Origin of the sequence: Vreelandella zhuhanensis, assembly GCF_009793355.1 — a bacterium.
Lineage (GTDB): Bacteria > Pseudomonadota > Gammaproteobacteria > Pseudomonadales > Halomonadaceae > Vreelandella > Vreelandella zhuhanensis.
This window is the reverse complement of record NZ_WTKP01000001.1, coordinates 368055-384728: the sequence shown is the minus strand read 5'-3', so window position 1 is coordinate 384728 and position 16674 is coordinate 368055. Positions and strand designations below refer to the sequence as shown.

The 16674-nt window shown below is 55.9% G+C and carries 20 protein-coding genes; 8 read left to right on the top strand and 12 right to left on the bottom strand.

The annotated features are described in order from the left end of the window. Positions 1–11: 11 nt before the first annotated feature. Positions 12–683 (bottom strand): glutathione S-transferase, encoded by a 672-nt coding sequence (locus GPM19_RS01740; protein WP_160417147.1) that lies wholly within the window; start codon positions 681–683, stop codon positions 12–14. Between the two features lie 198 nt (positions 684–881). Here GPM19_RS01740 and GPM19_RS01735 point away from each other — a divergent pair, with 198 nt between their 5' ends. Continuing rightward, positions 882–1265 (top strand): SpoIIAA family protein, encoded by a 384-nt coding sequence (locus GPM19_RS01735; protein WP_160417146.1) that lies wholly within the window; start codon positions 882–884, stop codon positions 1263–1265. Positions 1266–1338: 73 nt separating this feature from the next. On the opposite strand, the gene GPM19_RS01730 is transcribed toward GPM19_RS01735, so the two are convergent. From GPM19_RS01730 to GPM19_RS01690, 10 genes are all read right to left on the bottom strand, one after another. Then, positions 1339–1704, bottom strand: a complete 366-nt coding sequence (locus GPM19_RS01730; protein WP_160417145.1) for a hypothetical protein — start codon at positions 1702–1704, stop codon at positions 1339–1341. A 121-nt stretch (positions 1705–1825) separates the two neighbouring features. Continuing rightward, the gene (locus tag GPM19_RS01725) at positions 1826–2707 is read right to left on the bottom strand and encodes an alpha/beta fold hydrolase (RefSeq protein ID WP_319928078.1); all 882 of its coding nucleotides are present in this window, start codon (positions 2705–2707) and stop codon (positions 1826–1828) included. Between the two features lie 48 nt (positions 2708–2755). Then, entirely contained in the window at positions 2756–2950 is a 195-nt protein-coding gene (locus GPM19_RS01720; protein WP_160417144.1) for a hypothetical protein, read from the bottom strand. A gap of 15 nt (positions 2951–2965) precedes the next feature. After that, positions 2966–4174 carry a YeeE/YedE family protein gene (locus GPM19_RS01715; RefSeq protein WP_160417143.1) on the bottom strand — a complete coding sequence of 403 codons (1209 nt, stop codon included), beginning with the start codon at positions 4172–4174 and terminating at the stop codon, positions 2966–2968. A 78-nt stretch (positions 4175–4252) separates the two neighbouring features. Beyond that, complete coding sequence (locus GPM19_RS01710) at positions 4253–5227, bottom strand: sulfurtransferase (RefSeq protein ID WP_160417142.1); 975 nt, start codon at positions 5225–5227, stop codon at positions 4253–4255. Between the two features lie 166 nt (positions 5228–5393). Continuing rightward, positions 5394–5927, bottom strand: a complete 534-nt coding sequence (locus tag GPM19_RS01705; RefSeq protein ID WP_160417141.1) for a DUF302 domain-containing protein — start codon at positions 5925–5927, stop codon at positions 5394–5396. Beyond that, positions 5927–6490 (bottom strand): DinB family protein, encoded by a 564-nt coding sequence (locus GPM19_RS01700; RefSeq protein ID WP_160417140.1) that lies wholly within the window; start codon positions 6488–6490, stop codon positions 5927–5929. The genes GPM19_RS01705 and GPM19_RS01700 overlap by 1 nt, the downstream gene beginning before the upstream one ends. A 90-nt stretch (positions 6491–6580) precedes the next feature. Next, positions 6581–6913: a hypothetical protein gene (locus GPM19_RS15185; RefSeq protein WP_202114626.1), complete on the bottom strand. Its 333-nt coding sequence runs from the start codon at positions 6911–6913 to the stop codon at positions 6581–6583. 112 nt (positions 6914–7025) lie between these two features. After that, positions 7026–9443, bottom strand: coding sequence for a PqqD family peptide modification chaperone (locus GPM19_RS01695; protein ID WP_160417139.1), 2418 nt, complete (start codon positions 9441–9443; stop codon positions 7026–7028). A gap of 117 nt (positions 9444–9560) precedes the next feature. Beyond that, positions 9561–10277 (bottom strand): TVP38/TMEM64 family protein, encoded by a 717-nt coding sequence (locus GPM19_RS01690; protein WP_160417138.1) that lies wholly within the window; start codon positions 10275–10277, stop codon positions 9561–9563. A gap of 163 nt (positions 10278–10440) precedes the next feature. Between GPM19_RS01690 and GPM19_RS01685 the strand changes: the two genes are divergently transcribed. The 5 genes from GPM19_RS01685 to GPM19_RS01665 all read left to right on the top strand — a co-directional run bounded on the left by GPM19_RS01685 (position 10441) and on the right by GPM19_RS01665 (position 14597). Next, on the top strand, positions 10441–11295 hold the full coding sequence (locus GPM19_RS01685; RefSeq protein ID WP_160417137.1) for a cytochrome c oxidase assembly protein: 855 nt from the start codon (positions 10441–10443) through the stop codon (positions 11293–11295). 109 nt (positions 11296–11404) lie between these two features. Then, entirely contained in the window at positions 11405–12121 is a 717-nt protein-coding gene (locus GPM19_RS01680; protein WP_319928077.1) for a Crp/Fnr family transcriptional regulator, read from the top strand. 124 nt (positions 12122–12245) lie between these two features. Further along, positions 12246–12623, top strand: coding sequence for a phasin family protein (locus tag GPM19_RS01675; RefSeq protein WP_160417271.1), 378 nt, complete (start codon positions 12246–12248; stop codon positions 12621–12623). Positions 12624–12792: 169 nt separating this feature from the next. Further along, positions 12793–13596 (top strand): methyltransferase domain-containing protein, encoded by an 804-nt coding sequence (locus GPM19_RS01670; protein ID WP_160417136.1) that lies wholly within the window; start codon positions 12793–12795, stop codon positions 13594–13596. Then, positions 13596–14597, top strand: coding sequence for a methyltransferase (locus GPM19_RS01665; RefSeq protein ID WP_160417135.1), 1002 nt, complete (start codon positions 13596–13598; stop codon positions 14595–14597). Before GPM19_RS01670 ends, GPM19_RS01665 begins: the two co-directional genes overlap by 1 nt. On the opposite strand, the gene GPM19_RS01660 is transcribed toward GPM19_RS01665, so the two are convergent. Continuing rightward, complete coding sequence (locus GPM19_RS01660; RefSeq protein WP_160417134.1) at positions 14570–15115, bottom strand: GreA/GreB family elongation factor; 546 nt, start codon at positions 15113–15115, stop codon at positions 14570–14572. The two genes, GPM19_RS01665 and GPM19_RS01660, sit on opposite strands and share 28 nt — an antisense overlap. A gap of 135 nt (positions 15116–15250) precedes the next feature. Here GPM19_RS01660 and GPM19_RS01655 point away from each other — a divergent pair, with 135 nt between their 5' ends. Then, on the top strand, positions 15251–15901 hold the full coding sequence (locus GPM19_RS01655) for a TRAP transporter TatT component family protein (RefSeq protein ID WP_160417133.1): 651 nt from the start codon (positions 15251–15253) through the stop codon (positions 15899–15901). A 103-nt stretch (positions 15902–16004) separates the two neighbouring features. Continuing rightward, positions 16005–16673: an NUDIX domain-containing protein gene (locus tag GPM19_RS01650; protein WP_160417132.1), complete on the top strand. Its 669-nt coding sequence runs from the start codon at positions 16005–16007 to the stop codon at positions 16671–16673. Position 16674: the final 1 nt, after the last annotated feature.

Sequence of the window (16674 nt, the reverse complement as noted above, 5' to 3'; positions counted from 1 at the left end):
GCCCGAAAAAACTACTGCCCCGGCAGTGTCAGCGGGCCCGCACGCTCTACCACGCGCTGCCACCCGGAATCGGCGTCGATACGCTCGACTAAAGCCATAATCGCTGGGTAGTCATCAAGCGATTGAGACATCGCCAGCACCTTTAGTGGGAAGCTCATTTGCACATCGGCCCCGCTCGGCCAAGTGCTGGAGAACTGCCGGCGCTTGGCAAGGTGGCTTTCTATCATGGCCAGGTGCTGGGTTAACTGCGGCGTGATGAATCGCTTATTCACCGTGTCGTTAATGCCCTTGGCAATCGGTTTGATCACCCACGGCGACTGCTTGGGTAGTTGAGCGAACACTAAGCGCATGACTAACAGCGGCATCAGCGAGCCTTCCGCGTAGTGCATCCAATAACGATAATTGGCCCACTCCGCGATATCGTCACTGCTTGGCTGGCAGCGGCCCTCACCGTAGCGGCTAAGCAGGTAGTCGATAATGGCGCCAGATTCTGCAACCGTTATTTCACCATCGGTGATGACCGGCGACTTACCCAGCGGGTGAACGCGCTTGAGGGCCTCAGGCGCAAGCTGTGTATCGCTATCACGCTGATAGGTGATGACTTCGTACTCAAGCGCTAGCGTTTCCAGCAGCCAGAGAATGCGATGTGAACGCGACTTTTCCAGGTGATGAACGCGAATCATGGAAGCTCCAAGGATAGGCGGGTCGGTTAAAACGGCATCGGTAAGAAAGAGCTTAACATCCTCATCGCATTGAACCCATGAAGGGCGTAAGCGGTGGTCGGTTGCTTATTGCGGTCCGCGCAGGGTCTCGCTCTATGTCTTACACTGAGAAGACACCTTGTCTTGGCAGGAAAGACCCATAGCGATTTAGGAGGTTTCATGCTGGAAAGTAAACTCGACGAGAACCGAGGCATCATCACGCTCCACCCAGGCGACGAGTTGCGTGAGGCGGATTTCGAGTACGCTACGCGCCTGGCAGATGAGTTTCTGGAAAAGGGTGGAGAGATAAAGGGGGTAATCATCAATACTCGCGACTTTCCGGGCTGGGAGTCCTTCAATGCCATGCTCACGCATTTTCGCTTCATCCGCGATTACCACGAGAAGATTCCCAAAGTCGCCCTCGTCACGGATTCCGCGGTAGGCAAGGTAGGAGAAAAAGTGGCCGATCATTTTGTCGCAGCCGAGATCAGGCATTTTCCCTTTGATGATTTGAAAGATGCAGAGCAGTGGGTTCTTGAAGAGAAGGGCACGCAGCAAAGGTGAGGTCTGCAGAAGATCACAAGTAAAAGGGGCCTGCGCATCTTAAGCAGAGCCCCCTTTGAAAATCCTGGCCTGATCAGCATTTCCTCGCGTCTTTCGGGCAAGAAGGCGAGAGAGGTATGCCGTCACCGGAGTAGCCATCTATCTCTAGGAGTCCGTTAGCAAAGTCCATGTCATAGGCAAGCTTTTGGAGCAACGGGAACAACTGATCATTGGGCATATACCGAGCATCGTCGGATTTCAGGGTCATGTTCTCGAGAGTCTCACGGACGTGGTCAAGAATCAGATAGGCCCGTTTTTCCGGAGTGTCATCAGCGTGAAAGTACCAGGCTGATCCATCAGCAAGATCGATACGAACGCGTTGTTCAATCATGGCCATTCTCAGAAGAGTAATAAAAATTTCAGCTGACTGGTTATTTATTAACCAGTCTCTGAAGCTCATTATCGTGTCTTCTAAAATAATTTTCAGGCAATAAAAGTCATATAACTTATGTTAATTTTTTATTAATATTAAGGTCTTAATACCTTAATACGAAGTAGTTGAGCTAAGGCGAGATCAAGCATCATGCTTGCATGAACGCCAAGAGGTGCTGGAACAACATATCGGGTACTTCTTCAGGAATGTAATGCCCGCAAGGAAGGGGTTCTCCATCAACATGTTTTGCGACCGAACGCCATTCCTGCAAGGGGTCGAAACAACGTTCGATGATGCCGTGCTTGCCCCAAAGAATTCGCATAGGACAACTGATTAGCCGCTCTGCAACGCGATCGTCACGATCATGCTCAAGATCGATGGTGTTTGACGCTCGGTAGTCCTCACAAAGTGCATGTGCTGCGCCTGGCTGAGCCAGAGTGCGTTGATATTCGCTAATCGCCACAGGATCGAAGATTTCCAGGTTGCCATGACGGCCACCCATGGTGCGTTTGATGTAGTCTGCGGGAGAAGCCTCTATTAGCGTTTCCGGTAGTGGAGCAGGCTGGATCAGAAAGAACCAGTGAAAATAAGCGGTCGCAAAGGTGCGGTCGGTCTTTTCGTACATGGCAAGGGTCGGCGCAATATCCAGCAGCATCAGTTTTCTGACTGCTTGCGGGTGGTCCATGACCAGTCGATGAGCGACTCGTCCCCCCCGGTCATGCCCGCAAAGAAAAAAATCCTTGAAGCCTAATTCATCCATCACCGCTACCTGATCGGCAGCCATCGAGCGCTTGCTGTAATTGGCATGGTCGGGTTCTCCCGCCGGTTTGGAAGAATCCCCATAGCCTCTCAGGTCGGTTACCACGACGGTGTAGTGCTGAGCCAGGCGCTCAGCCAGCCGATGCCAGATAAGGTGTGTCTGGGGGTGGCCATGCAGCAGCAGGAGGGGAGGGCCTTCTCCACCGATACGCCCATGGATACGGATGCCGTCATTGTCGATATCAAAGGTACGAAAGCCCTGAAACATCATCTCTTCCTCCTGTTGCCTGATCGCTCATTGGCTTGATCTTGAAAAACGTTACTCCCGAGCAGAGGGGCAGGGTGCCCCGCATGGCGCACAGGCCGTGCTGTCTTGCTGCATCAACGTGGTTTCGACATTGCCACGTCCCATGTTGAAAGCAAAGGTGGGACTTTGCAGATGATCGGCCATAATCAGCACCAGGATCACCGCTAGGGCTATCAACACGCTGCTACGTCTGTAAACGGCTTGCATGAATCTCTCCAGTGCTCAGTTGGGTAGACGGAACCAGGGGCGTAGGCGAATGCCCATCATCGACCCCAGGAAAGCTGAAGCAAACCATATCCAGCCGTGCAGGCTGGCCGAGGCGATGCCTGAAAACAGCGCACCGATATTGCAACCAAAGCCCAGTCGCGCGCCGTATCCCAACATCAAGCCGCCTACAATAGCCGCCAGGAACTGGCGCCCTTGGGGGCGAGTGCGGCTGGCCTCATTGAAGCGGTTCGCCATGCCGGCGGCGAGCATAGCGCCCAGCAACAAGCCGAAGTTCATCACTGAGGTGATATTGACCAGCACGGAGTCGGCCAAGGCCATGGCCGGGTAATCCCACGTCCAGAATTCGAACTGGCTCATGTCGACGCCGACGGCCTGTAATGCCTTGGCACCCCAGAGATTGAAGGCAAAGGTAATGCCCCAGGGCGAACCACCGAGCACCAGGGTCAAGGTATTGCCGATGGCAAGCACGGCAATTGCCCAGAAAAACGGCCAGCGACCGGTAAGAAGGGTGCGTAAAAAGCCGTTATCCCCACTGCGAAAACGCCATTCGGCACGCTCGACATTGCCATGCGCGCGCCGTTCGATGCGCGTTACCCACCAGGCTATCGCACCCAGCGCCAGCCACTGTGCGGCAATGGCACCGGGAATGCCCAAGCCGTCGATCAGGCTGATAGGGTCCACCGCCGGCAGGTCCAGCCACCAGGGCAGGTGAATCGAGCCGATCACCGCGCCAATGATGAAAAACAGCAGCGTGACCACCATGCGGATATTGCCCGAACCCACGGTGAATAGCGTTCCTGAGCCGCAGCCTCCGCCCAGTTGCATGCCCACGCCGAAAATGAAGGAACCCACTATCAGAGAAGTGCCTACCGGAGCCACCGCGCCGATCAAGTCGTCGGGATTGTTACCTAACAGGGGCACCATCAGCAGCGAGGTCAGGGCGAATAACAACAGCTGGGCCCGCATTCCCGCCCCGCGTTTTTTTGTCACCAGGTTGCGCCAACCGGCAGTGAACCCAAAGGCGCCGTGGTAAAGCGCCACCCCGAGAAGCGTACCCACCGCAAACAAGACTACCAGGAAGGGGGCGGTTTCCAGCCAGATCAAAAAGCCGAGAAGGGCGAGCCCGAATAGAGCCACACCGACCACGAAACGGTCGATCTGCAAGGGCTGTCGAGTGGGAGTGAGAGTACTTGCTTGACTCATGAGAGGTCTCTTCCGTAATGAAGGCCGCCCTGCATGAAGGCTCAGGCAGGGCGGAAAGCACGAAGGGCGATAGGCGTCTTAGTTGAAGAATTCGATGACGCGCGCGAGGCCACGTTTGGCGGTTTGCACCGGGCGACTGTCGCTGAGCGTCCATTCCGCCATTGAACCGTCGTACATGGAAACGTTATCGAAGCCTGCCACTTCACTGAGCACGAACCAGTCGGTCGCCGCCCAGTGCCCGGTATTGCAGAATGCTACGGTCTGAGTATTGCTGTTCAATTGCGCTTCGTTGATGCGTACCTGCAGGTTTTGCGTATCCAGATAAAAGGCGCTGTCACGGTTTTGCATCAGCGAGTTGTGGGGCAAGCTAGTGGCACCGGGAATGGTGCCGGCGGAACGAACCGCAGGCGAGGTCGTCTCGCCGGTGAAATAATCGGAAGGCCGGGCATCCACCAGCTGCGTTTGAGTGTTACGAGCGGCTTCGACTTCTTCCAGCGTGGCGATCAGTTCCTGGCGAAAATCGACGTCGAAAACAGTCATCTCCCGCGAGGCCGGAGAGCCATTTGCCACCTCGTAGCCTTGCTCTTTCCAGCCATTGAACCCGCCATTGAGCACGGCAACGTCATCATGGCCGAGTACTTTGAAGGTCCAATAGATACGCGCGGCACTGCCAAAGTCAGTCGCGCCAGTGCCTGCCGGGACAATCACTACCGTATCGTCGTTGCCGATGCCCAGGCCGCCGATCAAGCGCTTCAGTTTGTCTTCTGGAGGGAGAAGGCCTGCGACATCGCCACGTTTTTCGCGCCAGCCATCATTGGTATAGCTGCTATAAAGACTGCCGGGAATATGCGACTGCTCGAAGGTCGAACGATCGCCGCCATTATCGATCCCGGAACGTACATCGAGGACCACCAGGTCATCATTTTCCAGATGATTGCTGAGCCATTCTGCGTCTACCAGGGCCGAAGGGAGTTCGATAGCCAAAGCATGCGAGGCAAACGCAGCCATGCCCAGAGCGAGCAAGGCCGGTTTGATGAATAATTGCTTGAGCATAATCTTGATCTCTTGGGTCGGGTATAAGCATTGGTATTATCCGAGGATTGTCGAGATTTTCAATATGCTTTAGAAGAATTAATAATAACTTTGTTATATTTTTTAGGAATATAGGATCAAGCCACTTCCCGCAATTTCCAAGGTCGGCATGCAAGAAAGAACAATGTCAGCGTTGGGTGGCGCGCTCGGCGATCGCCATGAAAATAGCGTCGAGTTCCTTCGCGAGTTCGAGCAGGTTTTCATCGCTTTCATGGGCATAGGGCGCGAAGACATGCGTCGGGGTTTTCCAGGATAACGTGGCCGTGCCATCGGCCTGTTCCGTGACGTAAAAACGCACAGGCGCTTCTATCATCGCCGGTACGCTGCTGCGCAGAGCTCGCACGGCAAAGTCATTGCGGAACACCCCCACGACGCGGTTGCCGGGAATCGTTTCACCTCGCTGCGCGGCCGCTTCGGTGGGGCCGGCTTCCGTCACTACCGCCATGCCTTCGGCGGGAACGGCTTCACGTAGAGATTCGAGAAGTTCGGCGTAACTCTGTTGAGTGGGCATTACCTGCCAGCCTTCTTCGGGCCACTGAGTCTCGGCAGCCACTGGAAAGGCCACCGCCAGCATGAGCATGGCGGCCAGCAAGGCGGCGCCAATGTGACAGAATTTCGAATGCTGCCGAGAGGTGGATATGGATCGAGTATGGTAAGACATCAGGCACTCCTTGCAGAGGTTTCAAGCGATTCGCGTTGCCAGTGGCGCAGGGTGGAAGGGTGAACGCCAAAGGTTTCAGGGACGCGCAAGCCGAGACTTTCAGCCAACAACCCGATAAGCGCCATATGATGGATGGTATGGCTGGTGAGAAAGGCCAGTTCGCGTTCAAGGCTCGAATCGAGCGTCAAGGTGGTGAGGGCGTCAGGGTAGGTCAAGGAAAGATGCGATGTAGCTGAGCCTTGCTTCAGGGCTTGCAAGCCGCGCTCAATCCACCTCAAGTGCTCGACGGCCAGGGGCGGCGATTGCTCCAGCGCGACATCGCGCTCGCGGTTTTCATAGTTGAGGCTATCGGGGAAGGATGAAATGTCTTTATCCAGCAATGCATCGTAATGATCGATAATGTGGCGAACGTGTTTCCCCAGGGTATGCATCTTGCGTTCGCCCAGGACCTCCTGGTAGTGATGAGGCGATAGGCTATTGAGGAATTGTCTGAGTTGAGCAAGGGGATGAAGGCTTTCCTCGATGAGCGCCTCCAACGCCAACGCCTTGTCGTTTATTGCCATTGCACTGTCTCCCTCTGGGGCCACGGCGATGAAAGGGAGAGGCTGAAGCCGGACAGCACCAGCCTTTCCATTGGATGCAACGGCTCGGGATCAGGAAGCTTCCGCTTCGCCTTCGCCTTCGCCTTCGCCTTCTCCCTCGCCCTCAGCTTCATGCTCTTCCTCGCCTTCTCCCTCGCCCTCAGCTTCATGCTCTTCCTCGCCTTCTCCTTCACCCTCTCCCTCGGCTTCACCTTCGGCGTGCATACTCGCCAGCAACAGGGTTTCTTCCTGATAAGCGCTAAACCCTGCTTGAGTGGCTTCATCGCTTGCCACGGCCTGGAAAGCCGCGGTGCCGGCGATAAGCGCCAATGCCGGGGCCGTATAGCCCAGCTGACGGCTCAGACGACTCAGCAGGCTGCGGCGTTTTTGATCTTGTAATGACATGGTCTATCTCCTTGGATGGTCTCGATTGACATACGCTGTATGTCGTCCCGCAATGAAGTCAGCCAGCTGGGCCGACTCCGGTTTTGCCCAGGATGAAGCTGCCTTTGCTGCATTATTCGGCTTCGGCTTCATCCTCGGCTTCTGCTCGGGCGGCTGAAGGCTTAGCCTTGAGTCGCTGTGTCAGTATCTGGGTCGCGTCGCTGCCGTCCTCCAGATTGATCACGCTGCGCTCACATTGGGAGAGCCAGTCGTTCAGGCCGGTGATGGCATCGGCATCCAGCGGTTTGCCATGGGGGGCGTAACAGCAGGGCAATAACGCCCCCAGCGCATCCAGGCTTGAAAGGGGCTCGGATAAGGCCGGGGAAGCTTCTTGGGCTTTTTCATGGTTGATCCATATCACCTGTCGCACTTGGCCTTTTTCAGGTAACACCAGCAGCGAGGTTGTGGCTTCGCGCAGCAGGGTGGCCGATATCGGCAGTCCCAAGGGTTCTGCTTGCATGAAGGTAGTGGTATCCAGGCGGATTCCCCGCGTCAATGACAGCGCCGAAGATGACGCAAGGCGTTTTGCCAAGGCCTCGCCTTCTTCAGGGGTGGCAAACAGGCATAGCGCCATTGTCCCTTCCGGCGTCGTCAGCAAGCCGGCATCGATCACCAGTTGGTGTGTCGATGCCGCCTGGCGGGCCAGATAGGTAATCAGTGCAGGCGCTAGCGAGGCCAGTTTCAGGCGCGAAGCCAGCACTTCTCCATGGGTGACCAGGGTGTAACCCGGCGAATCCCGCAGGATTTCAAGGCGAGGCAGGCCCTTGGCGTAATCATCTTCAGCCATGGGCGACAGCAGCGGCGCCAGCCGGGCCAGAACGGGGGCGCTGTCAGTGTGCAGTTGCCATTGCTGGTCCTTGCCTAGCAGTTTCATGGAAGGCAGCGACACCTCAGAGGCACTCGGCTGAGTCTCATCGGCAGAGGAGAAAGCGTGGCCGGAGGGAGGCTGCTCGCCCTGTTGTCTTGGAAACTCCCGTCTTGGAACCTGCTGTCTGAGTAAGCCGTTGCGACACCATTCTGCAAGGCTCGTCCATACCTCGTGACGCAAGGCCTGGCTATCGACGGTTTCCCCTTGCGTGAGCCCGGCGGAACAGGCGAGTTGCTCGGTGATGGCGTCCGGGTCCAGGCCCTCGGTTGCCAGCAACCAGATCAAGGCGGCAGTATCGTTGAGCCGATAGTAATGCCCGGTATGGGTGGCGTAGAGCGCGAGCTGGTCATCATCGAACACTTCCGCTGCCTGCCAACGGCATAAGGTCGGGCGTGGAACGGGATGGCCTGCCAAGGCGTCGGCCAGCTGAATATCAGCAAGCCGGGGCAGCGAGAAGTACGGCAGATAGTGCGATGGCGATCGATTGGGATACAGGCGCTGGAAGCCACCGGCACGGGCCAGTTCCTGTTCGGCCTGCTGAGCGAATGTCTCGGCGGTTTGCTGCCCGGGTGCATCGATCCCCACCAGCGCAACCATATCCTTCACCAGCCCATTCTTGATTTTTTCCTCGACGATGCCGCCATCCTCGGGCTTGGCGCAGATGCCCAGCGAGGGGCTGAGGTTGCATTCCAGAATCCAGGGCTTAAGGTCGGCGTCCACCATGCAGTCAAGGCCCAATAGCTCATAGCAACCTTGGGAGTCGGCGCCGAACTCGGCCGTGCGTTGGCGCATGGCATCCAGAGCGGAAATCACGGTCAGGGTGATCAAGTCATGAATTTGCTTGAAGAGGCGTTCGTCGTCATGGCCTTGGTGACGCAACCATTCACGGTAGCGTTCCAGGTCGATGAACTCGACGGGAATCTCCGCCGAGGTATTCAGGGCGTTGATATCGGGGTTGGTCAGCTGGCTGTAGGGGTTGTCTGCATCGTTGACGTCATAAGGCTCCGAGGCCAGCTTGGCAAACCCTTGGCGATAGACATACAGCCGAAGCGGTTCGAGAGAAGCAATCAACACATAAAGGCGAAGCACATATTTGTGGCCGCGAATGGTATGCGGATGGGCCAGATACTCTTGAACCATCCAGTTGGGTTCGAGCGGTGTCTCGCCCACGTCTCGCAGCACGCGGATACCTTTGCCCTTGGAGGCATTCTTGGGTTTGAGAATCCAGTGTTTCTCGGGATGCGCAAGGGCCGCCTGTTGCAGGGCATGGTAATCCTTGGGCATGGAGTAGACCCGAGGAAAGAAGGCCAGCCGCGCACTCGCTTCGTGGTTCGGACCGAAGGTTTCGTGGATACGGGAACGCAGCGCCGCCAGAATGTCATGCAGGCGACTTTTTACCGTCAGGGCATTATTGCCGGGAAAATGATTGAGCTTGCGTTGCGCGGAGACATGCTTGAATTGGGCTGGGTCGGGCATGCCCGTGTACCAACCGGCGTCCCACTCATCTGCATTGCCTGGCTCCCAGCCTTGAGTCTCGAGGGCTTCCCGAAAGAACCGGTCCTGCTCAGCGGCGCGTTTGCCTCCCAACCAGTAACGACGTTTTGGCATTTTTTGCTCAGCCATTCCCGAACCCTCCCATGACCCGGTTTTATTATTTGCTGATCCTTAGTCGTTAACTCTAGGAAGGCCTTACAGTCTTCGCCGATTTTTTTTGTGGCTCATGTCTATTTGTTTGATTGTTTAACGCCGGGGCCGATTTTTGGGGACTGCATCAGTGGCCAGGTGAAGCCAGCGAGCCAATCGGGAAGTAGGGTGGCGGCGCAGGTAGTAAGGCAGCAGTGTCATCAACGTCAGCACCGCCAGAGCTGCGGTGACCGTCAGGACGGGGTTGAGCTCGAAAGTGGTGCCCAGACCGGAAAATATAACCGTCATGGGGAGCATCCCCAGAAACGTGGCCATGGCGAAACGCCAAGTAGCGATGGCCGTGACGCCAGCGGCGTAACTGACCAAGGCAAACGAGAAGAGTGGAATGAGCCGTGTCAGAAAGACCGTCCAGAACAGCATATGCTGCGCCCCATCCGCTGAGAAAAGAGGATGATGCGAAAGCCGTTTGCGAAGAAGTTCGCGCCCCAGCAAGCGAGCCACGAAAAAGGCCACCAACGCGCCGATCATCGCTCCCACCGCGGCCACCAGGGTTCCCTGGAATATGCCGAATGCCAGCCCGGCGGCCGCACTGATGGGCAGGGTGGGGATAGGCCCCACCACTACCGCAAGAATCATCATCAATACGAGTAACAGCGGTCCGAGAGGACCATGCGCATTCAACCACTCGGAAATGGCTTGAGCCGAAAGGCTGTTGGGCATTCCCAGCCTATGCAATACCCACCAGATTCCTAGCATGACCAGGGTGACCGAGCCCACCATGCCGAGCTTGAATAGCCAACCTTCTCGCTTCATGTACTGTTTACTCATTTGAATTATAAACATCCGAACAGGGCGCAGACACCAAGAGGCTTTTCAGTTTCGGTTCAAGGCAACAGGCGCTTCAAGGCATCAATATTTCCTAGGCTACGCTTATCGGTATGGGTAGGCACTCACGGGCCAGGAGCGCAGCGCAGCCATGATGGAAGAATTGAGCGTTTTAGCGAGCTATATTCTCCCTTGGGAGTTTTCCCCGAGTTGGTCGCTAGGTTGTCTGGCGGCTATGCTGCTCTATCTGCGTGGCCTGCGTTCAAGGCGACATAAGGGGCTGACAAACGGCTTCTGGCGGGCGACGGCTTTCCTGGTGGGAGTGGGGGCTATCTACACCGTCACTCAAACCCACTACGATTATCTCGCCCAGTTCATGTTCTTCACCCACCGCGCGCAGCACTTGGTACTACACCATGCCGCGCCTTTTTTAATTGTTTTGGCGGCGCCTCTTCCTGTACTGGCGGCGGGTATGCCCACCTGGTTGAAAAGCATCTCGGAGAACAGTTCGCTGGCCTATGTCCTCGGCCGCTTGTATAGGTTGGTTCAACAGCCGCTGGTGGCGGCGGTGCTCTTCGTTGGGTTGATCTATTTCTGGCTAATCCCCGAGGTGCACTTTGATGCGATGCTGAGCAGGCGGCTCTATGCCGTCATGAATTGGAGCATGCTGATCGATGGGTTGCTTTTCTGGTGCCTGATGCTCGACCCTCGCCCACATGGCAAAGGCGGCTTGGGCTATGGTACTCGTATCTTGATTCTATGGCTGGTGGTGATTCCGCAGATTCTTCTGGGAGCGGTCATTACCTTCAGCGACCGCCTGCTATTTGATGTTTACTCGGTGTGTGGCCGTGCTTGGCCGCTTGCTCCCCAGACTGACCAACAACTCGGTGGGCTTATCACCTGGATTCCCGCTACGATGATGAGTGTGCTGGGGGTGCTGGTCGTACTGAGTTATATCTTACGCAAGACAGCGCCTGAAACAGTGCCGAAGCATGTGGCGACGTGACGTACGCTAGTTCGCTGCCTCCTTGGTTTTAAGCGGGGATACTGCCTTTATCTATATAAGCGATAGCTATAACTATTATAATAAGCCAAACCGAACAAGGAGAGAGGCAGTGATTGACCCCTTGATTAATAAATTGAGTTACTACATGACTCTCTCCGAAGAAGAAAAGCAGGTGCTGGCGAAGGTGGGTGCCCAAAGCACTTTCGTCGAAAAAGGTGAGGTCATTATCAACGAGGGCGAGCGGCCTGACTACGTCTACCTCATAGAAAAGGGATGGGGATGTCGCTACAAGCTTCTGGAAAATGGCGATAACCACATCATGGCCTACTTGATCCCCGGGGATCTATGTAATGTGCATATCGCTATCCTTGAGGAAATGGACCACTCGATACGGGCGCTTACTCCCCTGACGCTGTGCAGGTTTCCCGCAGATGCTATGCGCGACATCATGGAAAACCATTATCGCCTGGCGCGAGCGCTTTTCTGGTCGAACCTGGTTGATGAAGCCGTTTTGCGAGAGTGGTTGGTTAATATGGGGACTCGCTCGGCCGAGTCGCGAGTGGCGCATGTCTTTTGTGAAATGCTGATACGCTCACGTATTGCCGGCTGTGCTGAAAACGACAGTTTTGAGTTTCCACTGACCCAGGCGGAACTCGGCGAGACGATGGGACTAACATCGGTACATACCAACCGCGTTCTTCAAAAGCTGCGCCAGGAAGGCCTGGTAACGCTGGAAAAGAAACGGCTGACGATTCATGACTGGGAACGATTGAAGACGTTTTCTCAATTCGATCCTATTTACCTGCATTGCCAACACATGCCTTGATAAGTCTTGGTGGAGAAGTGTGAAAGATATTGTTGCAATGCACAAATAGCATGCTATTGTGCATTGCAACAGAGCAGGGATCTCCTGTTCGCTACTTCAAGAACCTATGGAGGTTCCTATCATGATGAACAACTTCAATTTTGACCCTAAGCAGTTCGATACCCAGCAAATCGAATCCATGATGTTCGGTCCGGCTCGCGCATACGCTGCCTTGTCCGTCGACTTCACCGAGAAACTGGTCAACGCGCAGCTGGATGCCAGCAAGGCTTATGCTGACAACGGCCTGGCCCAGCTGCGCAGCCTCATGAACGTCAAGGATGCTGAAGGCCTACGTAGCTACATGGAAGGCCAGCAGCAAGCTGCCCAGGACTTGGCTGAGCGTCTGAAAAAAGATGCCGAGAAAGTGGTTTCCTTGCAGAAGGATTTTGTTCAGCAAGGCCAGAAGCTGACCGAAGAAAACGTCAAGCAAGCACAGCAGGCTGCTCCCAAGACAGCCAAGTAAAACGGCTAGCCGAGGTCTAGTCGGCAGGACGTTACCCAAGAAGGCCGCTGATCATCGATCAGCGGCCTTCTTGTTTGTGATTGAGCAAGTCAAAGTGGTTTAGCGACGATAGATACGACTATGAAATTAACGAGTACCATGGCGACTTTCATTGCTGTGGCGCTTGCTCATGTCATTTTCCGCACCACCCTTATCCTCTGCCGGGGACCGCTACTTCGATGGTCTTGTCGACAAGTTTTCCCGGTCGTTATACAACACCCCGCGAGGAGACCTGCGCCTGGCGATGCTGGATGAGTTATTACCGCAGATGCTGCGCCTGGAACAACAACCGGTGCTGGATATCGGAGGCGGTCTGGGGCAGTTGGCGCAGTGGCTGGCCGCCCGTGGCCACCCGGTCACCATGACCGAACCATCCGGTGAGATGCTGGCCTATGCAGCTGAGACATTATCCACGCTCGAAACCATGACTCCCATCGAATTCGTGCAGGCGCCGCTTCAGGCTCTTCGGGCGAAAACACCCGGCCCTTGGTCACTGATCACCTGTCATGCAGTACTTGAATGGCTGGGCAACCCGCAAGATGCCATGCGGCAGCTGACGGCACTGCTGGCGCCAGGAGGTCAGTTATCGTTGATGGTCTTCAATCGCGATGCGCTGCGTTTTTCCAACGTGATAAAAGGCAACCTGGAAAAAGCCTTGAGTGATCGTCTGGCCGGCACCGGCCATCGCCAGCGGCTAACACCGATTTCGCCTGTTTCGCATGATGAGATCACCCGCTGGGCGGCGGATAACCGGTTACAGATCGAATCGGTGGCCGGAATCCGTGTTTTTCAGGACTATCTGCGACAACCGCCGCAGACTGACGCTGAGCGTGACAATCTTCTGGCATTGGAGCGTCGGTATTGCCGCAGTGAACCACATTGGCGCCTGGGGCGCTATCTGCTTTATACCCTGATTAAACCGGAGGAAAGTTGATGAGTGCACAAACACCGGCTTGCAAACTGTTGGAACGTCATTTTGACGCACACGCCGACCTGTGGGCGATCGCACCGCCCCAGGATGCCTGGTTGAAGACCCATGCTGACACCTTGGTGAGCGCCGATCAGACCATTCTGGATGCTTGGCGGGCACTTGGAAAATCCGCTTATAGTCCCTTTGACAGCTTGCCCGCCCCGACTGGGCCCTGCGTGCTGTTTTGGCCCAAGGCGCATCGCCTGGGACAATGGTGGCTGGCGTGGTTATGCCAAGCGCTGCCAAGCGGTACAGCGCTTGTCGTGGTGGGTGAAAACCATGGGGGAATCAAGCGGGTGCCCAAGGTGTTGACTGAGTTGGGGCTGCAAAACGAGAAACTGGATAGTGCGCGGCGTTGTTCGTTGTTCGTCACACGGACCGAAAAGCTTGCTAAGTCGCCGGATGATGCCTGGACAGAGTTTTCCGCCGCCGGATTGAGCTTGGCAAGCCACCCGGGTGTTTTCGGTCATGGAAAGCTGGATGAGGGCACGGCACTGTTGTTGGAAACGTTAACGCAAACCCTGCCAACCAGTGTCGATAAAGTCTTGGACATGGGGTGTGGCGATGGTGTCCTGGCCGCCAGCTTGGCAAAGCAAGGGCGCAGTGTGACGGCGGTGGACGTGAATCTGTTTGCGGTGGAAGCGACGCGGCGTACCTTGAGCGCCAATCAACTGGCCGGTGAAGTGCTGGCGAGTGATGTCTATCAGGCGCTGGAGGGTCGACGTTTCGATGCCATCATCAGCAACCCTCCGTTTCATCAGGAACGCGCAATTGATTATGGTCCGACCGGGCGCCTGATACAGGAATCGCCTGGCTATTTACGCCCTGGCGGTCGCTTGATTGTCGTGGCCAATGCCTTCCTGCCTTACCCGAATCTGCTTGACAAGACGTTCGGTCATTTCACGCTGCTCGCTGATAACCGTCGTTTTCGCGTCTATCAAGCCGGTTTGGAGGCACTGGTGTAACGAATGCCGGTAATCAGATAGGTAGCCTCGCCACCCGGTGCCATTACGGTGACCTCGTCATCCAGCATCTTGCCGAGCAGGGCGCGGGCCAGGGGAGCATCGACACTTATCCAGCGCTGTTCCGGCTTCATCTCGTCGTGCCCGACGATCCGTAGGTGGATGATCTCGCCTTGCGCATCCTCCAGAGAAACGAAGGCTCCGAAAAACACCTTTTGGGTATCCGCCGGTAGACGGTCTATCACACGCAGTTCGTCCAGGCGTTTGGTCAGATAGACGATGCGGGCGATTACCCGGCTGAGCTCTTTCTTGTTGTAAGTGTAATCGGCATTTTCGCTACGGTCCCCCTGGGCGGCGGCTTCGCCTACCTTGGCGGAAAGCGCTGGGCGCTTGATGCGTGAAAGGTGATCCAGAATGCCGCGCAGGCGTGCGGCGCCTTCGACGGTTATCAGGTTACTTTTAGGTTCCTGGCGAGGATCCTTGGCGGGATCGCGCCAGCGGGTCATATTACGGCCTTTCATGTATTACTCGATCATTACAGCGGAGCGTCCAAGATACGTGATTGCAGGCTTATGAGCCAGCGATGTCTCTTGACTGGAAAATCATTCAAACGTTCGTTACATTCAGTCCTTGCACAACAACAATCTGGAGATTGAATGAAACATTATCGTTCGTTACGTCGATGCGTACTGACCAGCAGCCTGTTGGTGGGTCTAGTACTGACACCCTTGAGTGTCGCCATGGCATATGAAAATGCGCTTTTTTCGCTGAAAAATCGCTGGGAAAACAGCACTACGCAACTTGCCGAAACACAACGACGTGAGGCGTTGAAAGCATTGGCCGATGAAATGGAAGTGCTGGCGGAACAACATCCGGATGAAGCGGACGTCTTGATCTGGCAGGGCATCGTGCTGGCATCCTATGCTCGCGAGCAAAGCGGCCTGGGGGCACTGGGCAGTGCCGGTGATGCCCGAGATGTACTCGAACGTGCCCTGGAGCTCGACCCCGAAGGTGGCAATGGCTCGGCATACGTGACGCTTGGCGCGCTTTATGATCGCGCCCCTGGCTGGCCGCTGGGATTCGGCGATGATGAGACGGCCGAAAGCATGTTTCAGCGTGCCTTGGAAATCCGCCCTGACGGCATTGATGTCAACTATTACTACGCAACCTATCTTGAAGAAGCGGGCGAGCTGCAAGCAGCGCGCCGGCATGCCGAGCGTGCAGCGAACGGTAATGCACGCGATAGCCGCCAGGCATCCGACGAAGCGCTGCGCCAACAAGCTCAAACCTTGCAGCGTCGTCTGTGAGCCGTTATCAGTGAATTTATGAATCACTGAATTTATGGGGTTGATTGGCATTCCCGGGAGCAAGCATTGATAATGTTGCGAGTCATTAACCAGGAGTGCCGTGATGTCTACGACGCCTCACACTGATGAGTTGGATAGGCCGTTGCTGGGGCATGGCGATGTCGATCTGCAGCAGCGGCGCTGTTTATACCAAGGCTTCTTTCGCCTTGAGGAACTGGAGTTGCGCCACCGCCTTTTCGGTGGTGGTTGGAGCAAAACGATGCTGCGCGAAGTGCATCAACGTTTCGATGCGGTAGGGGTGCTGCTCTATGATGCTCAGCGCGACACTCTGGTACTGGTCGAGCAGTTTCGCCCTGGTGCCATTGACGATGCACGCTCGCCCTGGAAGCTCGAAGTTGTGGCGGGCTTGATCAAGGAAAGCGAATCGCTGGAAGAGGTGGCGCGTCGTGAAGCTTTCGAAGAAGCCGGCGCCGACATCAGTGAGCTGATCAAAATGCATACCTATTATCCCAGTCCCGGAGCCTGTAACGAGGAGGTCACGCTGTTTTGCGGCTTGATTGACAGCCAGGGCATGGGCGGCATTCATGGACTGGCCGAAGAACACGAGGATATCCGCGTGCATGTGGTGAGTTACGCTCGGGCTTGGGAACTTCTCGAACAGGGTCGACTCGATAACGCCATGTGCTTGATCAGCCTGTACTGGCTGGCTGCGCAGCGTGCCTCACTCATGGCTTCATCACGGCGTTCCTCACCAAGGGACACAAGGAGCTAAC

Bases quoted from the DNA above. Each gene is read 5' to 3' on its own strand.
- GPM19_RS01740 (WP_160417147.1), bottom strand. From the start codon at position 683: ATGATTCGCGTTCATCACCTGGAAAAGTCGCGTTCACATCGCATTCTC.
- GPM19_RS01735 (WP_160417146.1), top strand. From the start codon at position 882: ATGCTGGAAAGTAAACTCGACGAGAACCGAGGCATCATCACGCTCCAC.
- GPM19_RS01730 (WP_160417145.1), bottom strand. From the start codon at position 1,704: ATGAGCTTCAGAGACTGGTTAATAAATAACCAGTCAGCTGAAATTTTT.
- GPM19_RS01725 (WP_319928078.1), bottom strand. From the start codon at position 2,707: ATGATGTTTCAGGGCTTTCGTACCTTTGATATCGACAATGACGGCATC.
- GPM19_RS01720 (WP_160417144.1), bottom strand. From the start codon at position 2,950: ATGCAAGCCGTTTACAGACGTAGCAGCGTGTTGATAGCCCTAGCGGTG.
- GPM19_RS01715 (WP_160417143.1), bottom strand. From the start codon at position 4,174: ATGAGTCAAGCAAGTACTCTCACTCCCACTCGACAGCCCTTGCAGATC.
- GPM19_RS01710 (WP_160417142.1), bottom strand. From the start codon at position 5,227: ATGCTCAAGCAATTATTCATCAAACCGGCCTTGCTCGCTCTGGGCATG.
- GPM19_RS01705 (WP_160417141.1), bottom strand. From the start codon at position 5,927: ATGTCTTACCATACTCGATCCATATCCACCTCTCGGCAGCATTCGAAA.
- GPM19_RS01700 (WP_160417140.1), bottom strand. From the start codon at position 6,490: ATGGCAATAAACGACAAGGCGTTGGCGTTGGAGGCGCTCATCGAGGAA.
- GPM19_RS15185 (WP_202114626.1), bottom strand. From the start codon at position 6,913: ATGTCATTACAAGATCAAAAACGCCGCAGCCTGCTGAGTCGTCTGAGC.
- GPM19_RS01695 (WP_160417139.1), bottom strand. From the start codon at position 9,443: ATGGCTGAGCAAAAAATGCCAAAACGTCGTTACTGGTTGGGAGGCAAA.
- GPM19_RS01690 (WP_160417138.1), bottom strand. From the start codon at position 10,277: ATGAAGCGAGAAGGTTGGCTATTCAAGCTCGGCATGGTGGGCTCGGTC.
- GPM19_RS01685 (WP_160417137.1), top strand. From the start codon at position 10,441: ATGATGGAAGAATTGAGCGTTTTAGCGAGCTATATTCTCCCTTGGGAG.
- GPM19_RS01675 (WP_160417271.1), top strand. From the start codon at position 12,246: ATGAACAACTTCAATTTTGACCCTAAGCAGTTCGATACCCAGCAAATC.
- GPM19_RS01670 (WP_160417136.1), top strand. From the start codon at position 12,793: ATGTCATTTTCCGCACCACCCTTATCCTCTGCCGGGGACCGCTACTTC.
- GPM19_RS01665 (WP_160417135.1), top strand. From the start codon at position 13,596: ATGAGTGCACAAACACCGGCTTGCAAACTGTTGGAACGTCATTTTGAC.
- GPM19_RS01660 (WP_160417134.1), bottom strand. From the start codon at position 15,115: ATGAAAGGCCGTAATATGACCCGCTGGCGCGATCCCGCCAAGGATCCT.
- GPM19_RS01655 (WP_160417133.1), top strand. From the start codon at position 15,251: ATGAAACATTATCGTTCGTTACGTCGATGCGTACTGACCAGCAGCCTG.
- GPM19_RS01650 (WP_160417132.1), top strand. From the start codon at position 16,005: ATGTCTACGACGCCTCACACTGATGAGTTGGATAGGCCGTTGCTGGGG.